Annotated in this window: 18 protein-coding genes; 14 read left to right on the top strand and 4 right to left on the bottom strand. The window is 38.9% G+C overall.

Going from position 1 to position 16,584, the window contains the following annotated elements:
* Positions 1-667: 667 nt before the first annotated feature.
* Together NSMS1_RS11705 and NSMS1_RS11710 are read left to right on the top strand one after the other, a co-directional pair.
* Positions 668-1,270, top strand: coding sequence for a superoxide dismutase (locus NSMS1_RS11705; RefSeq protein ID WP_224093322.1), 603 nt, complete (start codon positions 668-670; stop codon positions 1,268-1,270).
* A 226-nt stretch (positions 1,271-1,496) separates the two neighbouring features.
* Complete coding sequence (locus NSMS1_RS11710) at positions 1,497-1,703, top strand: hypothetical protein (RefSeq protein WP_224093324.1); 207 nt, start codon at positions 1,497-1,499, stop codon at positions 1,701-1,703.
* A 114-nt stretch (positions 1,704-1,817) separates the two neighbouring features.
* On the opposite strand, the gene NSMS1_RS11715 is transcribed toward NSMS1_RS11710, so the two are convergent.
* A protein-coding gene (locus NSMS1_RS11715) for an IS630 family transposase (RefSeq protein WP_224085966.1) occupies positions 1,818-2,872 on the bottom strand; the annotation gives its coding sequence in 2 pieces (ribosomal slippage) (positions 1,818-2,477 and positions 2,480-2,872; 1,053 coding nt in all).
* Between the two features lie 518 nt (positions 2,873-3,390).
* Between NSMS1_RS11715 and NSMS1_RS11720 the strand changes: the two genes are divergently transcribed.
* From NSMS1_RS11720 to NSMS1_RS11730, 3 genes are all read left to right on the top strand, one after another.
* Positions 3,391-4,077, top strand: a complete 687-nt coding sequence (locus NSMS1_RS11720) for a PHP domain-containing protein (protein WP_224093326.1) — start codon at positions 3,391-3,393, stop codon at positions 4,075-4,077.
* A 283-nt stretch (positions 4,078-4,360) separates the two neighbouring features.
* Positions 4,361-5,716 carry an ATP-binding protein gene (locus NSMS1_RS11725; RefSeq protein ID WP_224095208.1) on the top strand — a complete coding sequence of 452 codons (1,356 nt, stop codon included), beginning with the start codon at positions 4,361-4,363 and terminating at the stop codon, positions 5,714-5,716.
* Between the two features lie 286 nt (positions 5,717-6,002).
* Entirely contained in the window at positions 6,003-6,872 is an 870-nt protein-coding gene (locus tag NSMS1_RS11730) for a DUF5895 domain-containing protein (protein ID WP_224093328.1), read from the top strand.
* Positions 6,873-7,011: 139 nt separating this feature from the next.
* On the opposite strand, the gene NSMS1_RS11735 is transcribed toward NSMS1_RS11730, so the two are convergent.
* Positions 7,012-8,343, bottom strand: coding sequence for a GAF domain-containing sensor histidine kinase (locus NSMS1_RS11735; protein WP_224093330.1), 1,332 nt, complete (start codon positions 8,341-8,343; stop codon positions 7,012-7,014).
* 279 nt (positions 8,344-8,622) lie between these two features.
* Between NSMS1_RS11735 and NSMS1_RS11740 the strand changes: the two genes are divergently transcribed.
* Both NSMS1_RS11740 and NSMS1_RS11745 read left to right on the top strand, forming a co-directional pair.
* Positions 8,623-8,940 (top strand): DUF3155 domain-containing protein, encoded by a 318-nt coding sequence (locus NSMS1_RS11740; RefSeq protein ID WP_011318525.1) that lies wholly within the window; start codon positions 8,623-8,625, stop codon positions 8,938-8,940.
* Between the two features lie 108 nt (positions 8,941-9,048).
* Positions 9,049-9,252, top strand: a complete 204-nt coding sequence (locus tag NSMS1_RS11745; protein ID WP_224093331.1) for a hypothetical protein — start codon at positions 9,049-9,051, stop codon at positions 9,250-9,252.
* Positions 9,253-9,483: 231 nt separating this feature from the next.
* Here NSMS1_RS11745 and NSMS1_RS11750 read toward each other — a convergent pair whose 3' ends face one another.
* Together NSMS1_RS11750 and NSMS1_RS11755 are read right to left on the bottom strand one after the other, a co-directional pair.
* Positions 9,484-10,014: a cofactor assembly of complex C subunit B gene (locus tag NSMS1_RS11750; protein ID WP_224093332.1), complete on the bottom strand. Its 531-nt coding sequence runs from the start codon at positions 10,012-10,014 to the stop codon at positions 9,484-9,486.
* Positions 10,015-10,067: 53 nt separating this feature from the next.
* Positions 10,068-10,415, bottom strand: coding sequence for a PadR family transcriptional regulator (locus NSMS1_RS11755; RefSeq protein ID WP_190475648.1), 348 nt, complete (start codon positions 10,413-10,415; stop codon positions 10,068-10,070).
* Between the two features lie 570 nt (positions 10,416-10,985).
* On the opposite strand from NSMS1_RS11755, the gene NSMS1_RS11760 reads away from it, so the two are divergent.
* From NSMS1_RS11760 to nth, 7 genes are all read left to right on the top strand, one after another.
* Entirely contained in the window at positions 10,986-11,564 is a 579-nt protein-coding gene (locus tag NSMS1_RS11760; RefSeq protein ID WP_224093333.1) for a DUF3611 family protein, read from the top strand.
* A gap of 171 nt (positions 11,565-11,735) precedes the next feature.
* Positions 11,736-13,016: a serine--tRNA ligase gene (serS, locus tag NSMS1_RS11765; protein ID WP_224093334.1), complete on the top strand. Its 1,281-nt coding sequence runs from the start codon at positions 11,736-11,738 to the stop codon at positions 13,014-13,016.
* Positions 13,017-13,184: 168 nt separating this feature from the next.
* The gene (locus NSMS1_RS11770; protein ID WP_224093335.1) at positions 13,185-13,928 is read left to right on the top strand and encodes a hypothetical protein; all 744 of its coding nucleotides are present in this window, start codon (positions 13,185-13,187) and stop codon (positions 13,926-13,928) included.
* Positions 13,929-14,019: 91 nt separating this feature from the next.
* Positions 14,020-14,241, top strand: coding sequence for a hypothetical protein (locus tag NSMS1_RS11775; RefSeq protein ID WP_224093336.1), 222 nt, complete (start codon positions 14,020-14,022; stop codon positions 14,239-14,241).
* Positions 14,229-14,630, top strand: a complete 402-nt coding sequence (locus NSMS1_RS11780; protein WP_224093338.1) for a type II toxin-antitoxin system VapC family toxin — start codon at positions 14,229-14,231, stop codon at positions 14,628-14,630. Before NSMS1_RS11775 ends, NSMS1_RS11780 begins: the two co-directional genes overlap by 13 nt.
* Positions 14,631-14,750: 120 nt before the next feature.
* The gene (gene rseP, locus NSMS1_RS11785) at positions 14,751-15,845 is read left to right on the top strand and encodes an RIP metalloprotease RseP (protein ID WP_224093340.1); all 1,095 of its coding nucleotides are present in this window, start codon (positions 14,751-14,753) and stop codon (positions 15,843-15,845) included.
* Positions 15,821-16,513 (top strand): endonuclease III, encoded by a 693-nt coding sequence (nth, locus tag NSMS1_RS11790; protein WP_224093341.1) that lies wholly within the window; start codon positions 15,821-15,823, stop codon positions 16,511-16,513. Before rseP ends, nth begins: the two co-directional genes overlap by 25 nt.
* Positions 16,514-16,584 lie beyond the last annotated feature (71 nt).

Below are 16,584 nucleotides of genomic sequence, written 5' to 3' on the forward strand. Positions count from 1 at the left end.
TGCTGAAAAGACTTCACAACCAGTTATGTTGCAGAGAAATTCGACTTAGTAGTGAATATATTAGAACTATTGTTGTGAAATTCATCTAACTTTAGAGATATTTTTAGATATAAAATACTACTTCTAAAGATGGAAGTCAGTTAAAGTTGGAGATAGCTAAATAGGTTTGTATATAGGAAAATTATTTGAATCAGTTAGAACTTGTATATAGCTCTTATGAAAACTTAAGATATCAAGAGGTGATTTGAGCAGTTGACAATTTTGAGTTTTACTGTAGATAAGATATTTTTACTTAATAAGTATATCATCTTTATTTCCTTAGTATTGGCGAGGTTGAGAAACTAGTATTTATTTGGTCAATCTGTGAAAAGACAAAGACCACAGTTTAAAAGGTCTATGTTGTTCATCAATAATCCTCATATCCACAGATTCTGATTAACCTTTGCATAAAAAGTATTAGCGGTTTTTATTCATAATTCTTGATTTACCAGATTTTGACTTATGAAAAAAACTATTTTGTCTGAGTCTTCACTTTGGTAGTAGAATGACGATGTTAAGTTTTATATCCCACCATGAAAGATATAAAACTACTAAGCACATAACCTGTAATTTCCCAGGCTGCTCAATAGCCTTTGCATGGAAACTGGTAAAGAGAGGACTTCACAAAATGGCATTTGTACAGGAACCACTACCCTACGATTTTAATGCTCTAGAGCCGTATGGCATGAAAGGTGAGACTTTTGAGTATCACTATGGCAAACATCACAAAGCCTATGTAGATAACTTGAACAAGCTCGTCGATGGTACAGAACTAGCTGATAAATCTTTAGAAGAAGTCATCAAAACCTCCTTCAAAGATTCCTCCAAAGCAGGAATCTTTAATAACTCTGCTCAAGTATGGAACCATACCTTCTTCTGGAACTCTCTAAAACCTTCAGGTGGTGGCGCACCTACAGGTGAACTCGCAGCTAAGATTAATCAAGACTTTGGTAGCTTCGACAAGTTCAAAGAAGAATTTTCTAACGCGGCTGCTACTCAATTCGGTAGTGGTTGGGCTTGGCTGATTGATGATGGTGGTACACTCAAAGTCATCAAAACACCAAACGCCGAAAATCCCTTGGCTTATGGACAAAAAGCACTTTTGACTTTGGATGTGTGGGAACACGCCTATTACATCGACTTCAAAAACGCTCGTCCAGCATTTATCAAGAATTACTTAGAGCAATTAGTTAACTGGGACTTTGCGGCCAAAAATTACGCTAAAGCTTAATTCGCTGGTGAGATAAGAGCTTGTGCTAAATCTTTAAAGCAAAATAGTTAATTAATTTTTCAACAGAACAAGCAGCCACGGCTTTATCGTGGCTGTTTTGCTATCTAATTATGTAAGTGGGAAGCCAAGAGAAAAAAACTTTTGACTATAGACTATGGACTAATGACTAATAACAAATTGCCTCACTTATCATTAAAAGTAGTTAAACATTCATCATTAGAGATACATGGATAGCAGAGAACTAGCACAATATATGGAATCAACCAATAGCATTGCCAAGCCGTGGCTATTGGTACAACTACGCTTGAAGAAATTACAAGAACACCGAGATATCATTCCAGAAGATGTTTATGCTAAAGAATTAGCCGATATTCACGAAGATTTGATGAATTTAGGCGAATGGTGGCGAGGTATTGAACATGAGGTTTTTTGATTTTGCTGAATTAGCAACTGTGTTTTAATTTTTTTGTAATAGTAATCTTGACCTTGTAAGATTTACAGCACCTAAGTAAGTCGTGGAGAAAATTTATAAGTATGTAACAAAGAATTAAGCAGAAGAATAAGAGTTAAATTTTACACGTTGCGTACTGTAGTTTCCCTTTTCTCCTCTATTTTGAACTCCATCAATGACAGCATAGGCAAGGTCTAATTCATCCTCAAAACTTTGAGAAGCTAGTTCATTTTTTTTCAGGTGTTGCCACTCCAATTCAATTGGATTCATCTCTGAGCAATATTTAGGTAAAAAGAAGATGTACAAACCCATCTCTTCCCACTTTGTCCATAATTGCTGAACTTCTTTGCACCGATGTATCGGGCCGTTGTCCTGAACGATGACTCTGATACGACCTGCTTTTTGGGCTTCAAGTGCTTCAAGCTCCATCATTTGAATATAGGATTTGCGTGAAACGCCACCAATCACTAGACCGTACACAAAACTAATTAGGGGTTGAAGAAACCCAATAATACTTAACCTTCGACCCCGACGCTTACTCTGCTCCAGGCGTTTTTGCTGACCTCGGAAGTAGTAACTGTAACTGGGTTCACTCCAGGCACAAAACCCTGATTCATCCATATACTTTAAATCGATTTCTCCAGCAGCAGCAGATAATTCCAACATCTCTAAGTCTGCCTGTTTGATTTGCTGCAATACTTTGTCTTGCTTTCCTTTGTGGCTTTTTCTAGTTCGCTTCCAAATGACCCCCTTTTTTTGAGTACCTGCCTTAACCAGTCAGGACTCAATTTCACGGAGCGTTCTTGCTCTAATTTTTGGGCTAATTGAACACTATTATATGTACGTGGTTCTTGCTCCAAGCATTTTTCTAAGAACGCCATGTCAGCTTCTGCCCACCTTGATTTTCCTCCCCGCCCTGCTTTCTCCCACAGTCCTTCTAGACCTTGTTTTTCCCATCTATGCAAAACTTCTCTTACTGTTTGGGCAGTCCAGTCAAAGTGATCTGCTATCTTCTCTACGTACCAACCATGTGCGCTTAATCTGATCACTTCGGCTCGGTCTTTCACTTTCTGGGGTACATCTGCCGTTCTCAGGTTGAACAAAATTTTATCTTGCTTAGGAGTCAGAAATACCCTTAAACGGCTGCCCATATCCCTGTTACCTTGGTAGACACATTTATGTATTTACTTATCTTTACACACTTTGGTTTTTTCACCTTGTTCTACTTATATATTTGTAGTGAGTGCTTTAGTTCTTCAATATTGAAAGCATTAAAGTGCTTACTACAAACCGACTCAACAATATATTTCTACTTTCTATAATTTTTGGACTTAGAAGATTTAAGTTATTTTTAATACAAAAATAAAACTATATTTATAAGCCATTAGTAATGGATATCTTGGAATAGTCATTATTTATCTCAATATTTATTTACGTAAAATTACTGCAATATAGCAATATTTGTCACTATTGCTTATGAAGGCAATTGGAAATACTCATGACCAGAAGCGTTCAGATTTGCTAACGTAGTCTTAACATATTGCAAAATTTCAATTGATTTACTAGAGAAAATAACTATTAGCACTAATCAAAAGTGCTAGGTGTGTTTCTTTTATGAGTGTGGCGTGTTGGTTTGTGAGGATTCGCGTATTGTTATTTAGAGGGGGTTATGGTTATCAATTTTGCCCGGACATCTGCTTCCACAGAATTATTAAAGCAAGTATTTCAGACAATTGATGCTCAAAGTTGTCCGAAATTATTTAACTTTCATATGCATACAGTTTATTCGGATGGTAGATTACAGCCTAATATATTGTTAGAGCAAGCGATCGCCATCGGATTACAAGGTTTTGCTATCACCGATCACCATACCATAGGCGGATATGAAGCCGCACAAGCTTGGTTAGAGAATTGGCAATGGAACAATCCTGGGGTAGCAACTCCTTACCTATGGAGTGGCGTAGAAATTAATGCCAACCTATTGAATGTAGAAGTGCATATTTTAGCTTATGCCTTCCAAACCGGACATTCTAGCATGAAGCCTTATCTGCAAAGAAAGCCGACTACAGATAAAGAATATCAAGCAGGTAATGTAATAGACGCTATTCATGCAGCCGGAGGAATAGCAGTATTAGCGCACCCTGCACGTTATCGGCGATCGCACTTTGACCTAATTCCGGCTGCTGTAGAATACGGGATTAATGGTGTAGAAACATTTTACGCCTACAACAACCCCAACCCTTGGAAGCCAAGCGTCATTGAATCAGAACAAATACAAAACCTAGCCCAAGAGTACGGACTTTACAATACTTGTGGTACTGATACCCACGGTTTAAGCCTACTCCAACGCTTGTAAAGTTGTTGTCAACTAATGCAGAACTCCTGGTTTCCCAGCCAGGGGATATTTTTGTGAGGAAGGAAAGGCAGATCAGGGACAAAGAGACAAGAATTATTAATTATAAATTAATCACTAATATGAAGATTTAGCTAAATATAGAATAGCCATTAATTATGTGAAATTTTATTAAGCTATTTTGGGAAATATAAGTATGGCAATACTGCTTTGTTTAGTAATTGCTGAACTTCAGTATTCGCAATGCAAAGTAGTAAAGATACCTGAAGGGCAAGGAAATAAAACGATGTTCGCTACCCACAGAGTAGAAGATGCTAATGAGTTGAGCCTGCAATTAGATTCTACGTTACAAGAATTACCTGGATGGGATGTGAAGCTAGAAACTCATCTTCCAGGTAATAAATTGAATAGTCTTTTTGAGAATGAATCTTTATTGCCAGGAATTATTTTGACTGATAAACAGCATTTTGTGGGGATGATTTCGCGGCAGAAATTTTTTGAATTTATGAGTCGCCCTTATAGTTTTGGTTTGTTTTCTATGCGACCAATTCAAAGCCTGTATAATTTTATTCACCCAAAAGAGTTCATATATCCTGCAAATATGCCGATTACAGAAGCAACTCAGGCAGCATTGCAGCGATCGCCTCAATGTGTGTATGAACCAATTTTAGTCAAAAGTGCATCAGGAGAGTATAAAGTAGTAGATTTTCATCAGTTACTTTTGGCTAACTCCCAAATCCATGCTCTGACATTAACAAAACTACAACAAGTAGAACAACAATCGCAAATAGCTAAAGCAGGATTTCGTGACTTGCAAAATAACTATACCCGACTGTTGCAAAATGAAAAAATGGCAGCTTTAGGCCAGTTAGTTGCTGGTATTGCTCATGAAATTAACAATCCCATCAACTTTATTGCTGGTAATCTCGTTCATACCATCGACTATAGCCAACAATTACTAGACTTGATTAATCTGTATCAAAAGAACTATCCGCATCCAGTAGCAGAGATTGAAGATGCGATCGCCCAAAGTGAATTAGACTTTATTACCAGTGATTTACCTACAATACTCAATTCTATGCAGAGCGGTTGCGATCGTATCGGACAAATTGTTCGCTCCTTACGTAATTTCTCTCGTCTAGATGAATCTGAGAGAAAACTCGTTGATATTCATGAAGGTATTGATAGCACTCTGTTAATTTTACACAGTCGGCTTAAAAACCAAAAAAATTATCACAATATTAGCGTTATTAAAGAATACGGCAATCTACCTTTAGTTGATTGCTATGCTGGTTTGCTTAATCAAGTATTTATGAATCTTCTTAGTAATGCTATTGATGCTTTAGAAGAGTCAACACTACAGAATCAAACAACAACAAAACCTCAAATTATTATTCGGACAGAAATTACAAATGATCGGCAAGTACTCGTTAGTATTGCTGATAATGGAATAGGCATTCCAGAAGAAGTACAAGAGCGCTTGTTTGATCCATTCTTTACCACAAAACCTGTAGGTAAAGGTACTGGCTTAGGTTTATCTATCTGCTATCAGATTGTTACGGAAAAACATGGAGGTCAAATTAATTGTCTCTCTATTTTGGGGCAAGGGTCTGAGTTCATTATCAAAATTCCTATTCAGTAAGATATCGTAAATATTTCTCCAACTTACTATTGACAATTTTCGCTAAATACTGTATTCATAATTACTTAAATCTTACAGCAGAAGATTTTTCTCGTAAATAGCTGCCGTTTGGGGATATACGGAGAAAACGAAGGTAAATTTGTTGTTAAAAAACAAAACAGGGATTGCAACATAGAATGATTCTGTCTTAATCTGGAAAGGCAACGGCTAGTTTCCTTAACTGGCTTTACAGCCTTGGTGCTGTAACAATAAATCTCTCTAGCAAAACACACTGTAGCCTAAAACGATGAAAGCATCTGCTAAGTTCGACTTTGAGGACGAGAAATTTAATGCACCCCCTTCTCAAGTCATCCCTTGGTGTCAGATGATTAATCCTCGGTATGGCACAGATGGTATGCAACACCACGGTTTAGCAATTAAGTTAGATAATGCTCAAGCTGTTGGTTTCCAGCCTGATGAAAATTGGCAACAGGTAGAGCATGAGTTTAGCTCTGGTATAGAAACAGTATTTATTACCAGTACGCCTCGAATAGTGATAGTGCGGCGGGGGCCTTTGTCTGTTAAGGACAGGGAAACAGGTATTAAATTAGGAACGCTGAAAGAAAATTATGATGCGTTTCTAGCAGACAAACTCAAATTTAAAACCTTTACACGTTACTTAATTTTTTTAGCAGGCGAAAATAAAAAATTTTTACATGAATCGCCATTACAATTAACCCTCAATGGTGCAGCAGGAGCTAGTTTTAGCAAAACTTATTGTGAGTTTCAACAAGGCAAAGTAACAGGTGGATTTGTAGCGGAACTCGAAAGAGCTTATGCTTTATACCGCAAGCAACCAATAACGCCAAAAGGCCCCTTATTTCATGCTCATGGTATCTTTTGTCCCATTATTGAATGTGAAGAAAGAGGGATTGAACCAAATACAGTTTTAGTCGCCTCAACTGTAGATTATGAACATCCTACAGTGGGGAATTTGACAAGATATTTAATCGCTTCTGATGCACCAGAATCAGCAATTATTTGTAGAGCTTTTGAAGATTACAAAGATTTTGGTAAGGAACCTGTAAGAACAGAAACACCAAAAATGGCAATGGCTGGAGTTTCTAGTTCTTATATTTATCCTGATGAAGATGAGTTTGGTTATCCGCCCTATTAAAGGATATTTTAAAAGTCTTTAATACATCATTAAAGACTTTTAGCAGACCCTAAATCTTTTCCTAAGTGAAAATTTGACTGTTGACTGTTTACCCTGAGCGTAGCCGTTCGCGTTAGCGTCTCCGTAGGAGAAAGGTTGACTAAGAACTAATCGGCAACCAAATAATAAATGTTGTTCCTGGTGAATTGGTTGCATTTGATTTAGAATTAATTGCTGGGCTGAAAATTTCTATTTTGCCTTGCATTTGTTCAATTAGTTGTTTAGCTATGGCTAACCCTAAACCTGTACCGGGAATTTCTGTTTGGGCTTGTACGCCTCGGTAATGTCTTTCGCCTAGATGGGCTAAATCTTCTGGAGGAATACCAGGGCCATTATCACTAATAGCAATTCCTTGAAAGTTGGGTTTTTCTTGTCCAGCTTGAATATAAATTCTGCCGCCTTGCGGAGTGTACTTTAAAGCATTATCAATAATATTGCTTAACACCTCTTGCAAGGCTTTGATATTAGCTTTTACTAGCGGTAAATTTGGTGGAATATCGGCTTTTAATTTAATTTGTCTTTCTTGAGCGATCGCTTTTGCTGAAACTAGTAACGGTGTGAGCAAATCAGCCACATAACAATCAGTAACTTGCTCACCTGTTCCGGGTAATAATAATACTGGTTTGGTTTCTTTGTGGACTGTTGCTTCTACAACTGGTTCATTTTCTGGTAATGAAAGTGTAGCTAAATCTACTTCTGTCCAATCAACAACTTGTTCAAATTTTTGTAGTAATTCTTTGAGGCGATCGCTTTCCCTAACAATATTTTCTCCTACATCCCGATTAGGATCGCCTGGGCGTAACCGTTTTAATAGTAGCTTTCCAAAAGTCCGTAAGGCTGTTAATGGGTTACGAAACTGATGTAAGAGATTGTCTAGTAAATCTTGCTGTTGTTCTTGCAAAATTTGTTGTTGATGCAGTTGATGTTGCAACCATGCTCGACGCTGATCCAAAATACAAGCGATCGCTAATGTTTGCCCTACCTTCTGTACTTGACTTTGTTCTTGTTCATTCCAAGGGCGATCGTCTCGGTTTGTTACCAATAGTCCCATCATTACACCCTCATGTATTAAAGGTAAGACTATTTGGTGTTCATCAAGCAAGTATTCGTCCCTATAAGATGATTGTTTCGCCTCTGGTGTTTCTTGGTCTGTCCCTACTGTTAATGAATTTTTCACTTGTTGAGGTAACAACAGCAAGTTTCCTACCTGTAATTGTTTACGTGTAGTTACTTCCGCAATCTCGTCTCCTGGTAGTATAACTGCTGTTTCTGGGTAAACCACCACAGGAATTAGTTTCGCCTCTCCTGCTGGCGAGTCTACCAATTCTTGCGTTAAATAAACTACACTTAAGGAAGCACCTAGCCCTTGGGTAAGTAATGCTATTTGCTCTCGACATAGAGCCACAAAATCTGGACTGGCAGACATTAACATTTTTCAGCTCTTGCTCAGGATCACAGGATTTGAGGAAAATAAAAGAAGACACTCTATTTTCCTTGGTTATTTAATAAAGCTTAACTAAAACTTTTTAGTAATGGTTTCTTCTAAGCGATGATGTACTAATTAGGTTCTGATTTATCTACCATCAATAGTAATATCTTTCTTGTATCTAAAGTTAAAAAACTATTGATCTTTTGAACTAGAACTTATATAATGACGACGGATTTTGTAGCTATCACTACAATCTATAGCTTGAAAGAGGAGGAAAATAGGTTGGCAAGGAGACGTAAAAGAAAGAGTCGTCGTCGCCAAGAAGGACGGCGTATTTTAGAACATGTGCCTCAATATAGCATCGAAAGCGGCGAAGAAAAACCCGTGACAGCAGCCAGAAAATTTATTCAAGCTGAAGGTATCTTGCCACCAGCGTTGCTACTCGTAAAGCGAAACGAACACACTACAGACCGTTATTTTTGGGCAGAGAAAGGGCTGTTTGGCGCTCAATACGTCGAAGAAAATCATTTCTTATTTCCTAGCCTACGGGTGTTAGAGTCTCCCGCAGGTGCAGAACCAGTGGCAGTAGGAAGTCGCTGAGTCATAAATGATTATCTTACGAATGAAGTGCAGCTTCTGACAATCATTTAACTGGCAAAAATGTTCAGTTTAGGCAAAATTTCCATTTTTTTTAAGTTTGTAACTGATTTGCCAGTACAGCTAGTCCAAGTAATTGGAAAGTTAACTCTCAACAAACCAATTTGGTTTGTCTGGGTTGATTTCTGTTCTCATGATGCAGAAGAGAATCAGGATAGAGCAAACAAAACCCAGAAGCGAGAGTTGAACTTTACTTTTCTTTTGTGGATTGTTCAGAAAACTCTGTCAGCAGATTACACTTTTCCCTACGATTAAAGTCGTAGGGAAAAATCGCACTAGTACAATAGGCACAGGTAAAAGCAAAGGGCAAAACATTAGCTTCGTATCAATTCAAAATTGAGAAAGCCGAATCCTATAAGGGTTTCTCAATTATCAAGAATTGATATGTTGTAGATTCTATTTTGGCACTTAAGTACTAGTGATGCTCCAACTCCTGCCTTTTAAACCGTGGTTCGTGAATATAATGTACATCGGGCATCTACACACCTATTCAGCAGTCTTCAAAGGTAATACTTTTTGTAACTCGATTAGTTCATCCCTGTGAGCAACCACAGTGATCTTACTAAAAGCTTGTTGCTGATTAGTTTGGGGTTCTAGCCTCAGCAAGACTTTTTCGAGTCTGCCAGCCTTCTGCCAATAAAAAAAGCCACTTAAGGGCGCAAATACTACTAATACAAAAAAAATATTACCGAATCTAGGGAACAACAGAGCAAAAACCAAAGACAAACAAACCAAGCCAGCAGATGCTAACAGCGTGAGAAATGCAGCTAGAAATATGCTGGGTTTAACGAACCCTTCAAAAATCACTTGGTTTTTTGCATGGTCTACCTCTGCCACTCGGTAGGAACGAGAACGAAAATACTCTTGTAATTGAGGCATAAAAACAGCTTCTTCTTGCTCGGATATAAGTTGTGTTGTTTCTGTACGATCTTTAGTCGATGCTCGAATAAAGAAAAACAACCCAACTGCAAGCAACAAGGTGAGTACAAACGTTGATGGCAGAACAGCAGTATCCATAAATAATCACTAATGTTTAACAGGCTTAGACTGATTCATTACTAAATTATTGGTTAATTTGTCCTCCCGTGAATATAATTTTGCCAAAGCCGAGCTAATTCTTGGGCTTGCTGTTGCCATTCTGGAGAAACTTGATACATTCGCCTGGGACGACCTCGGCCTTCTAACTTCTTCCAATACCCGGTAATAGCTTTATTGTCTTCCAGAAATTTGATGGCGCTATAAAGCACAGTATCTGAAAGTCTATAGGTTGGGTGTTCAGTTTCTATTTGCTGAATTAACTCAGTTCCGTAAGATTCACCTTGGAGTAAAACATACAGAATGTAGCAAATAGCTACTTCCTGACAAAGGTAAGTTGGCGGAGGATTTTCAAAAAATTTATATATATCCTCAAGTTTCATAAGTTAGTGATGGCTAAAAGTATTGCTTACTGTGGAATCTACAGGTTTGTTGTTAGTGTATAGCACTACTACTCAAAGGGTAAGTATATAGCGCTACCTAGACAGGATTTTTTGGCGTAAATAGTAAATAGTTACCCACGCCATGAAAAAGGGAGGGTAGATACAAAAGCTTTGGAAACGCACAGATAAGTGCGTCCCTACCTGGCTCTGAGTTAGTGTGGTGAGGAGCAATCAAGACAGTGATTTTGCCACTATCTTGGTGTTAAGTAATGCCGAGCTAGTTGAGAACTGCTGAAACGTAAGATGCTATCGAAGAAATTTTACAGGTAAAATGCTGTTTTGTCTGTAACTTTAATAAATAGTCATTAGTCATTAGTCATTAGTCCATAGTCCTTAGTCAACAGTCCACAGGAATGGACAAGGACTTACCCTTTCCCCTCATCCCCTTTTCTGGAAACTAGCAAATGCTTAGTCTTCGAGGGCGAAATCGAGATACCATTTAAGATCAGCCCTCAGCCTTTGGGATGGGGGTTTATTAATAATTGCGTTTTTGCTTCGTTGGTGAGCAGTATGTCACAGAACCGCGACGCTCCATCGTCCTCCTCTACTCTCCGCACAATTGGTCAGACTTTTCGCCTCACTGGTTGGATTAGCTTTTGGATTCAGTTAGTCTTAGGTGTAATTTCTGGCATTATCGTTTTACTGTTTGGTATCTTTAGTCAAAGATCAGGTAGCCCAAATAACAATCCTGGGACTGGGTTTGGAGTATTCTTGGCAGTCTGTGGGTTGTTGGTCTTGGGTGGGGGTATTTATTTAGCCTATCGTTACACTAGAATTGGTGGTCAATTATTGTCCTCTAACCCAAGTAACCGCCCTCGAAAAGCTGAGACGGTGCAAGTATTACGCTTGGGACTGTGGATTAATTTAGGGGGAACAGTATTAACATTGTTGGGAGCGCAGGCGATCGTTGGTACATTGGTTGCTAGGTCAATATCTCCCCAAGCTGTAACAACTCAATTATTTGACCCTACACGCATTATTAGCGGTTTAGATATGTTGGTAGTGCAAGCAAACATCAACACAGTCTCAGCTCATTTTTGTGGGTTAGTTGGGTCGCTGTGGCTGTTAAATCGCATCAATAAATCTTAAATTGTTGACTGTTGACAGTTGACTGTTAACAGTCAACACAAAAATTGGTGTTTTGCGAAATCATATAGACCTTCTATAGATATTTATGATTGCTTTTCCTGGCACAGCGAGTCAAAATCAGTATATGCTGATGTGTTGGCAGGAAGATAGGCGAAAGATTGAGAAAAATTTGTGCTGGATATTAAGCAAATACGGGAAAATCCGCAATTAGTTCAAGAACGGTTGAATAGTCGCAATGGTACGTATGACATTCAGCCAATATTGCAATTGGATAAGCAACAACGGGAATTGGAAGCGACTCGCAGTCAACTCCAAGCCCGGAGTAATGAAATTGGTAAAACAGTCGGGCAGAAGATTAAATCTGGAATAAATCCTCAAGACCCGGAAATTCAATCTCTACGGGATGAGGGTAATGCTGTTAAAGCCCAATTAAGTGAACTGGAGCCGAGGGAAAAAGAACTTAAGGCGGAAATTGAGCAACTTATACTCGCAATTCCTAATTTACCTAGTGAATACACACCTGTAGGTAAAAGTGAAAATGAGAATGTCGAGGTAAGGCGTTGGGGTGATGAGTACATACCTCAACATCCGAACATTCTCCCGCATTGGGAAATCGGCGAAAAGTTGGGTATTCTCAACGTAGAACGAGCTGTGAAAGTTGCTCAAAGTCGCTTTGTGAATTTGATAGGCGCTGGTGCGGCTTTAGAGCGGGCATTGATTCAGTTTATGCTGACTATGCAAACTCAAGCTGGGTATGTAGAAGTTAGTCCGCCACTGTTGGTTAATAGTGCATCTTTAACGGCAACTGGTCAGTTACCCAAGTTTGCGGAAGAAAGTTTTAGATGTGCTGATGATGATTTGTGGTTAATTCCCACAGCAGAAGTACCCGTGACGAACCTGTACCGGGGTGAAATTCTCGCGACTGAAGATTTACCTATTTACCACTGTGCTTACACTCCCTGTTTTCGCCGGGAAGCTGGTAGTTATGGGCGAGATATGCGGGGATTAATTCGTCTGCATCAATTCAATAAAGTGGAGTTGGTGAAATTCGTCCATCCCAGCACTTCCTTTGATGAGTTAGAAAAATTGGTGGCGAATGCAGAAGCAATATTACAGGCTTTAAAGTTGCCTTATCGAGTCATCAATTTATGTAGTGGTGATTTAGGTTTTTCATCGACGAAAACCTATGATTTAGAGGTATGGCTACCGTCTTCTGGTAAATACAGGGAGATTTCTAGCTGTTCCAATTTTGTAGACTTCCAAGCACGACGGGCTGATATTCGGTTTAAAGAAGCTGGAAAGAAAGGAACTCAGTTTGTGCATACCCTTAACGGTTCTGGCTTGGCCGTGGGGCGGACAATGGCAGCTATCTTGGAAAATTATCAGCAGCCTGATGGGACAGTGTTGATACCGGAAGTTTTACAAGCTTTCTTAGGAAGGAAGGTTTTGTAACTCAAAGCAGTTATTACAGCTAAGACCTGTCCATACATTTTAGGGATATACGGTGCAAATTCGTATAATCCCTAACTTTTACTTTTAATAAAAAATAGTAATCGCTAGTGTTAGATTATACCATTGATGTTTTGTGTCAATAAATTAAGATTCTTCTCTAGCAACTATATGGAACGTATAAAAAGAAATCCTATTTACTCTGATCTTCAATGGCCATCTTGTATTGAAGGAGGCCCAAACCACTATTGGGTTACAGGCCATTTTGGGATGATTTATCATAATGAGTTCCGGTGGCTACTTTTTGATTTTTGCCGTATGCACCAAATTGTGTATAAAGAGATAGGTCATATTGATGAGCATTTAGATAATTTTCTTCAGGAAAATAAAGAAAACTTAAATCTATCTGGAAATCCAAAATCCGAAGAAGATTTTTATAAGGAATTACAAACATCACGAATGTTGGATGGGATAATTGCCCAAGAGCATGAAAACAGAGGTGTAATTAGATTCATTGATCAGATGGCTGTTGTTGGTTTATGGGCGCTGAGTGAACAGTTTTTAGGTAGGATATACAGAGAGTATATTGCTGTAAAAGATAGTATTGATGCTGATACAGTCACTGCACCATATAAATGGAACGATTTTATTGATGAGTATAAAAGTATTGGCATTGATCTTTCTCTATGTGATAATTTTCAAGATGCCAATGAGTGTAGATTAGTCAATAATGCTATTAAGCATCATCCAGTAATTGTTGGAAAACTTGCAGAATTTCCATATTTTACATCCTATAAAGGTAAAAGAATTATGGAAATTACGTTAGATATGCAGCGTTATTTAAACGGCATAAGTAACTTCTTGGGAAGTTTATTTGAAAAAGTAGATACAAAATTAAAAGACAGCAATAACTAAGTATCTCTCTTTATATATTTTGTTTAAGTGCTAAAACGTAACCCCAAACTATAATTAAGAAAACAACAATGTTAATAGGGGTAACATTTCTATGCTAAAAAGTTACGAAGCGATTTATGAGAATGGTCAAATAAAGTGGATATCAGAACAGCCTCAAGTTAATACTGCTCGTGTCATTGTTACCTTTATAGAAGAAAATTTACCATCAAAGAAACGCCGCACTGCCCCTGCATCTATTGCAGGTAAAGGTAAAACATTAGGTGATATTGTCAGTCCTATTGTTGATGAAGAAGACTGGGAATGTCTGAAGTAATAGTTTTAGATACTCACATTTGGTTCTGGTTGATTAATCAAGAATTTTCAAGATTTCCGACTCAGTGGAGAGATGCTATCGAAACGGTTGAACAAGTAGGAGTTTCGGTAATTTCTTGTTATGAAATTGCACTAGCACAACAACGAGGCAGGCTAAAGTTACCTTGTGCTGCTAACCAGTGGTTTCAGGACGCTTTGCAGCCAGCAGATATTACATTATTTTCCTTAAGTCCCGAAATTGTCTGCCGTGCTGTAGATTTATCTCCTATTCACAAAGATCCGTTTGACCGCCTGATTATTGCTACTACTTTGGAATATCAAGCAAAGTTAGCCAGTATTGATGGTGTGTTCCCACAGTATCCTGAACTTGATACTCATTTGATGAAGTAGTGGGCGCTCAGTCTTACTCAGGTATAGTCTAATTATTGTAGGAGCGATGGAATCTCTGCACTTGTTGTCAAGCTACTACAATAAAAATATATATCCGCATATTTTTGATTAATTTGCTTTATGTCAGTTTTAGCAGCGATCGCAGTCTTAGCGGTATTAATCTTGGTACACGAGTTGGGACATTTTGTCGCCGCACGTTCTCAAGGTATTTATGCCAATCGTTTTTCTCTTGGATTTGGGCCTGTTTTGTGGAAGTATCAAGGTGCGGAAACTGAGTATGCTATTCGGGCTTTTCCTTTAGGTGGTTTCGTCGGTTTTCCTGATGATGACCCCGATAGCGAAATTCCCCCCAATGACCCGAATTTGCTGCGTAACCGTCCCATTTTAGACCGGGCGATCGTTATCAGTGCGGGTGTCATCGCTAATTTAATTTTTGCTTATATGCTACTGGTAGCCCAAGTAGGCTTGATCGGTATCGGTCAAGCCAGCCAGCCAGGGGTGTTAATTCAGCAATTAGCGCCAGAGGTGAGTGCCGTTGCTACCGATGCTGGACTTAAACCAGGAGATGTAATTCTTGCAGCTAATCAAAAGCAGTTTGGTACTTCCCTGCAAGAGATAGACGCATTAAGAGACATCATTAAAAATAGCCCAGGTAAATCGATTCAACTGCAAGTTGCCCGTGGAGATGAAAAGCTATCGGTTAATGTTACTCCTGAAGCGAAACCAGCCGGTGGTAGCATTGGCATTGGGCTTGCGCCTAACGGCAAAGTAGAACGCCGTCCTGTGGGTATCACTCAAGCTTTTAGCGTTGGTGCTACTGAGTTTCAGCGCATTGTCGTCATGACATTTAAAGGCTTTGGGCAGCTAATCACTAATTTTGGCGAAACAGCCTCTCAAGTAGCTGGCCCCATCAAGATAGTCGAAATTGGCGCTAACATTGCCCAAAATGATACAGGTAGCTTGTTCTTCTTTGCAGCCTTGATTAGTATCAACTTGGCAGTCATCAATATTCTGCCTCTCCCAGCTTTGGATGGTGGACAACTAGCCTTTTTACTCATTGAAGGTTTACGTGGTAAGCCCTTACCTAACCGTATTCAAGAAAGCGTTATGCAGACTGGTCTGGTGCTACTGTTGGGTTTGGGTATTTTCCTCATCGTTAAAGAAACCACCCAGTTAACTACCCAATTAGAATGGGTGCAAAAATTGTTCCAGTGATTACGACTAAACGCAAATCTTTATCTAAGAAGCAACGGGCGTTAGAAATTCTCTCGCGCCTGAAGCGTCTTTATCCTGATGCAACTTGCTCATTAAACTACACCACACCAGTACAGTTGTTAGTGGCTACTATTCTCTCTGCTCAGTGTACAGATGAGCGAGTGAATTTAGTTACACCTACTTTATTTAGTTGCTTTCCTGATGCGCCTAGTTTAGCGAATGCTGACATAACTGAGTTAGAAAACCTGGTACGTTCTACAGGGTTTTATCGCAATAAGGCAAAGAATATTCAAGCCGCCTGTCGCATGATTGTGAATGAGTATAACTCTGAGGTTCCTAATACAATGGAACAGTTGCTAAAACTGCCAGGGGTGGCGAGGAAAACGGCAAATGTGGTTTTAGCCCATGCTTATGGTATTAATGCTGGGGTAACTGTTGATACTCATGTGAAGCGCCTTAGTCAACGTTTGGGTTTAACTAAGTATCCAGACCCTATCCACATTGAACAGGATTTAATAAAATTATTACCGCAACCTGATTGGGAAAATTGGTCGATTCGGCTAATTTATCACGGTCGCGCTGTGTGTAAAGCCCGTTCTCCTATGTGTGAGGCTTGCGAACTGGTGGATTTATGCCCATATAAGACGAAAACAATTATTGTTGGCTAGATGAGTAAAAATAGAGGCGATTAGCCTTTTCTAAATGTAGAATGGAAAATGCTGTCAAAATTGTTGAATTA

The sequence above is a fragment of the Nostoc sp. MS1 genome, assembly GCF_019976755.1.
In the GTDB taxonomy this organism is placed as follows: Bacteria; Cyanobacteriota; Cyanobacteriia; order Cyanobacteriales; family Nostocaceae; genus Trichormus.

Excerpts from the sequence above, each read along its gene's own strand:
- NSMS1_RS11705 (WP_224093322.1), top strand. The coding sequence starts at position 668 with ATGGCATTTGTACAGGAACCACTACCCTACGATTTTAATGCTCTAGAG.
- NSMS1_RS11710 (WP_224093324.1), top strand. The coding sequence starts at position 1,497 with ATGGATAGCAGAGAACTAGCACAATATATGGAATCAACCAATAGCATT.
- NSMS1_RS11720 (WP_224093326.1), top strand. The coding sequence starts at position 3,391 with ATGGTTATCAATTTTGCCCGGACATCTGCTTCCACAGAATTATTAAAG.
- NSMS1_RS11725 (WP_224095208.1), top strand. The coding sequence starts at position 4,361 with ATGTTCGCTACCCACAGAGTAGAAGATGCTAATGAGTTGAGCCTGCAA.
- NSMS1_RS11730 (WP_224093328.1), top strand. The coding sequence starts at position 6,003 with ATGAAAGCATCTGCTAAGTTCGACTTTGAGGACGAGAAATTTAATGCA.
- NSMS1_RS11735 (WP_224093330.1), bottom strand. The coding sequence starts at position 8,343 with ATGTTAATGTCTGCCAGTCCAGATTTTGTGGCTCTATGTCGAGAGCAA.
- NSMS1_RS11750 (WP_224093332.1), bottom strand. The coding sequence starts at position 10,014 with ATGGATACTGCTGTTCTGCCATCAACGTTTGTACTCACCTTGTTGCTT.
- NSMS1_RS11755 (WP_190475648.1), bottom strand. The coding sequence starts at position 10,415 with ATGAAACTTGAGGATATATATAAATTTTTTGAAAATCCTCCGCCAACT.
- NSMS1_RS11760 (WP_224093333.1), top strand. The coding sequence starts at position 10,986 with ATGTCACAGAACCGCGACGCTCCATCGTCCTCCTCTACTCTCCGCACA.
- NSMS1_RS11770 (WP_224093335.1), top strand. The coding sequence starts at position 13,185 with ATGGAACGTATAAAAAGAAATCCTATTTACTCTGATCTTCAATGGCCA.
- NSMS1_RS11775 (WP_224093336.1), top strand. The coding sequence starts at position 14,020 with ATGCTAAAAAGTTACGAAGCGATTTATGAGAATGGTCAAATAAAGTGG.
- NSMS1_RS11780 (WP_224093338.1), top strand. The coding sequence starts at position 14,229 with ATGTCTGAAGTAATAGTTTTAGATACTCACATTTGGTTCTGGTTGATT.
- rseP (WP_224093340.1), top strand. The coding sequence starts at position 14,751 with ATGTCAGTTTTAGCAGCGATCGCAGTCTTAGCGGTATTAATCTTGGTA.
- nth (WP_224093341.1), top strand. The coding sequence starts at position 15,821 with ATGGGTGCAAAAATTGTTCCAGTGATTACGACTAAACGCAAATCTTTA.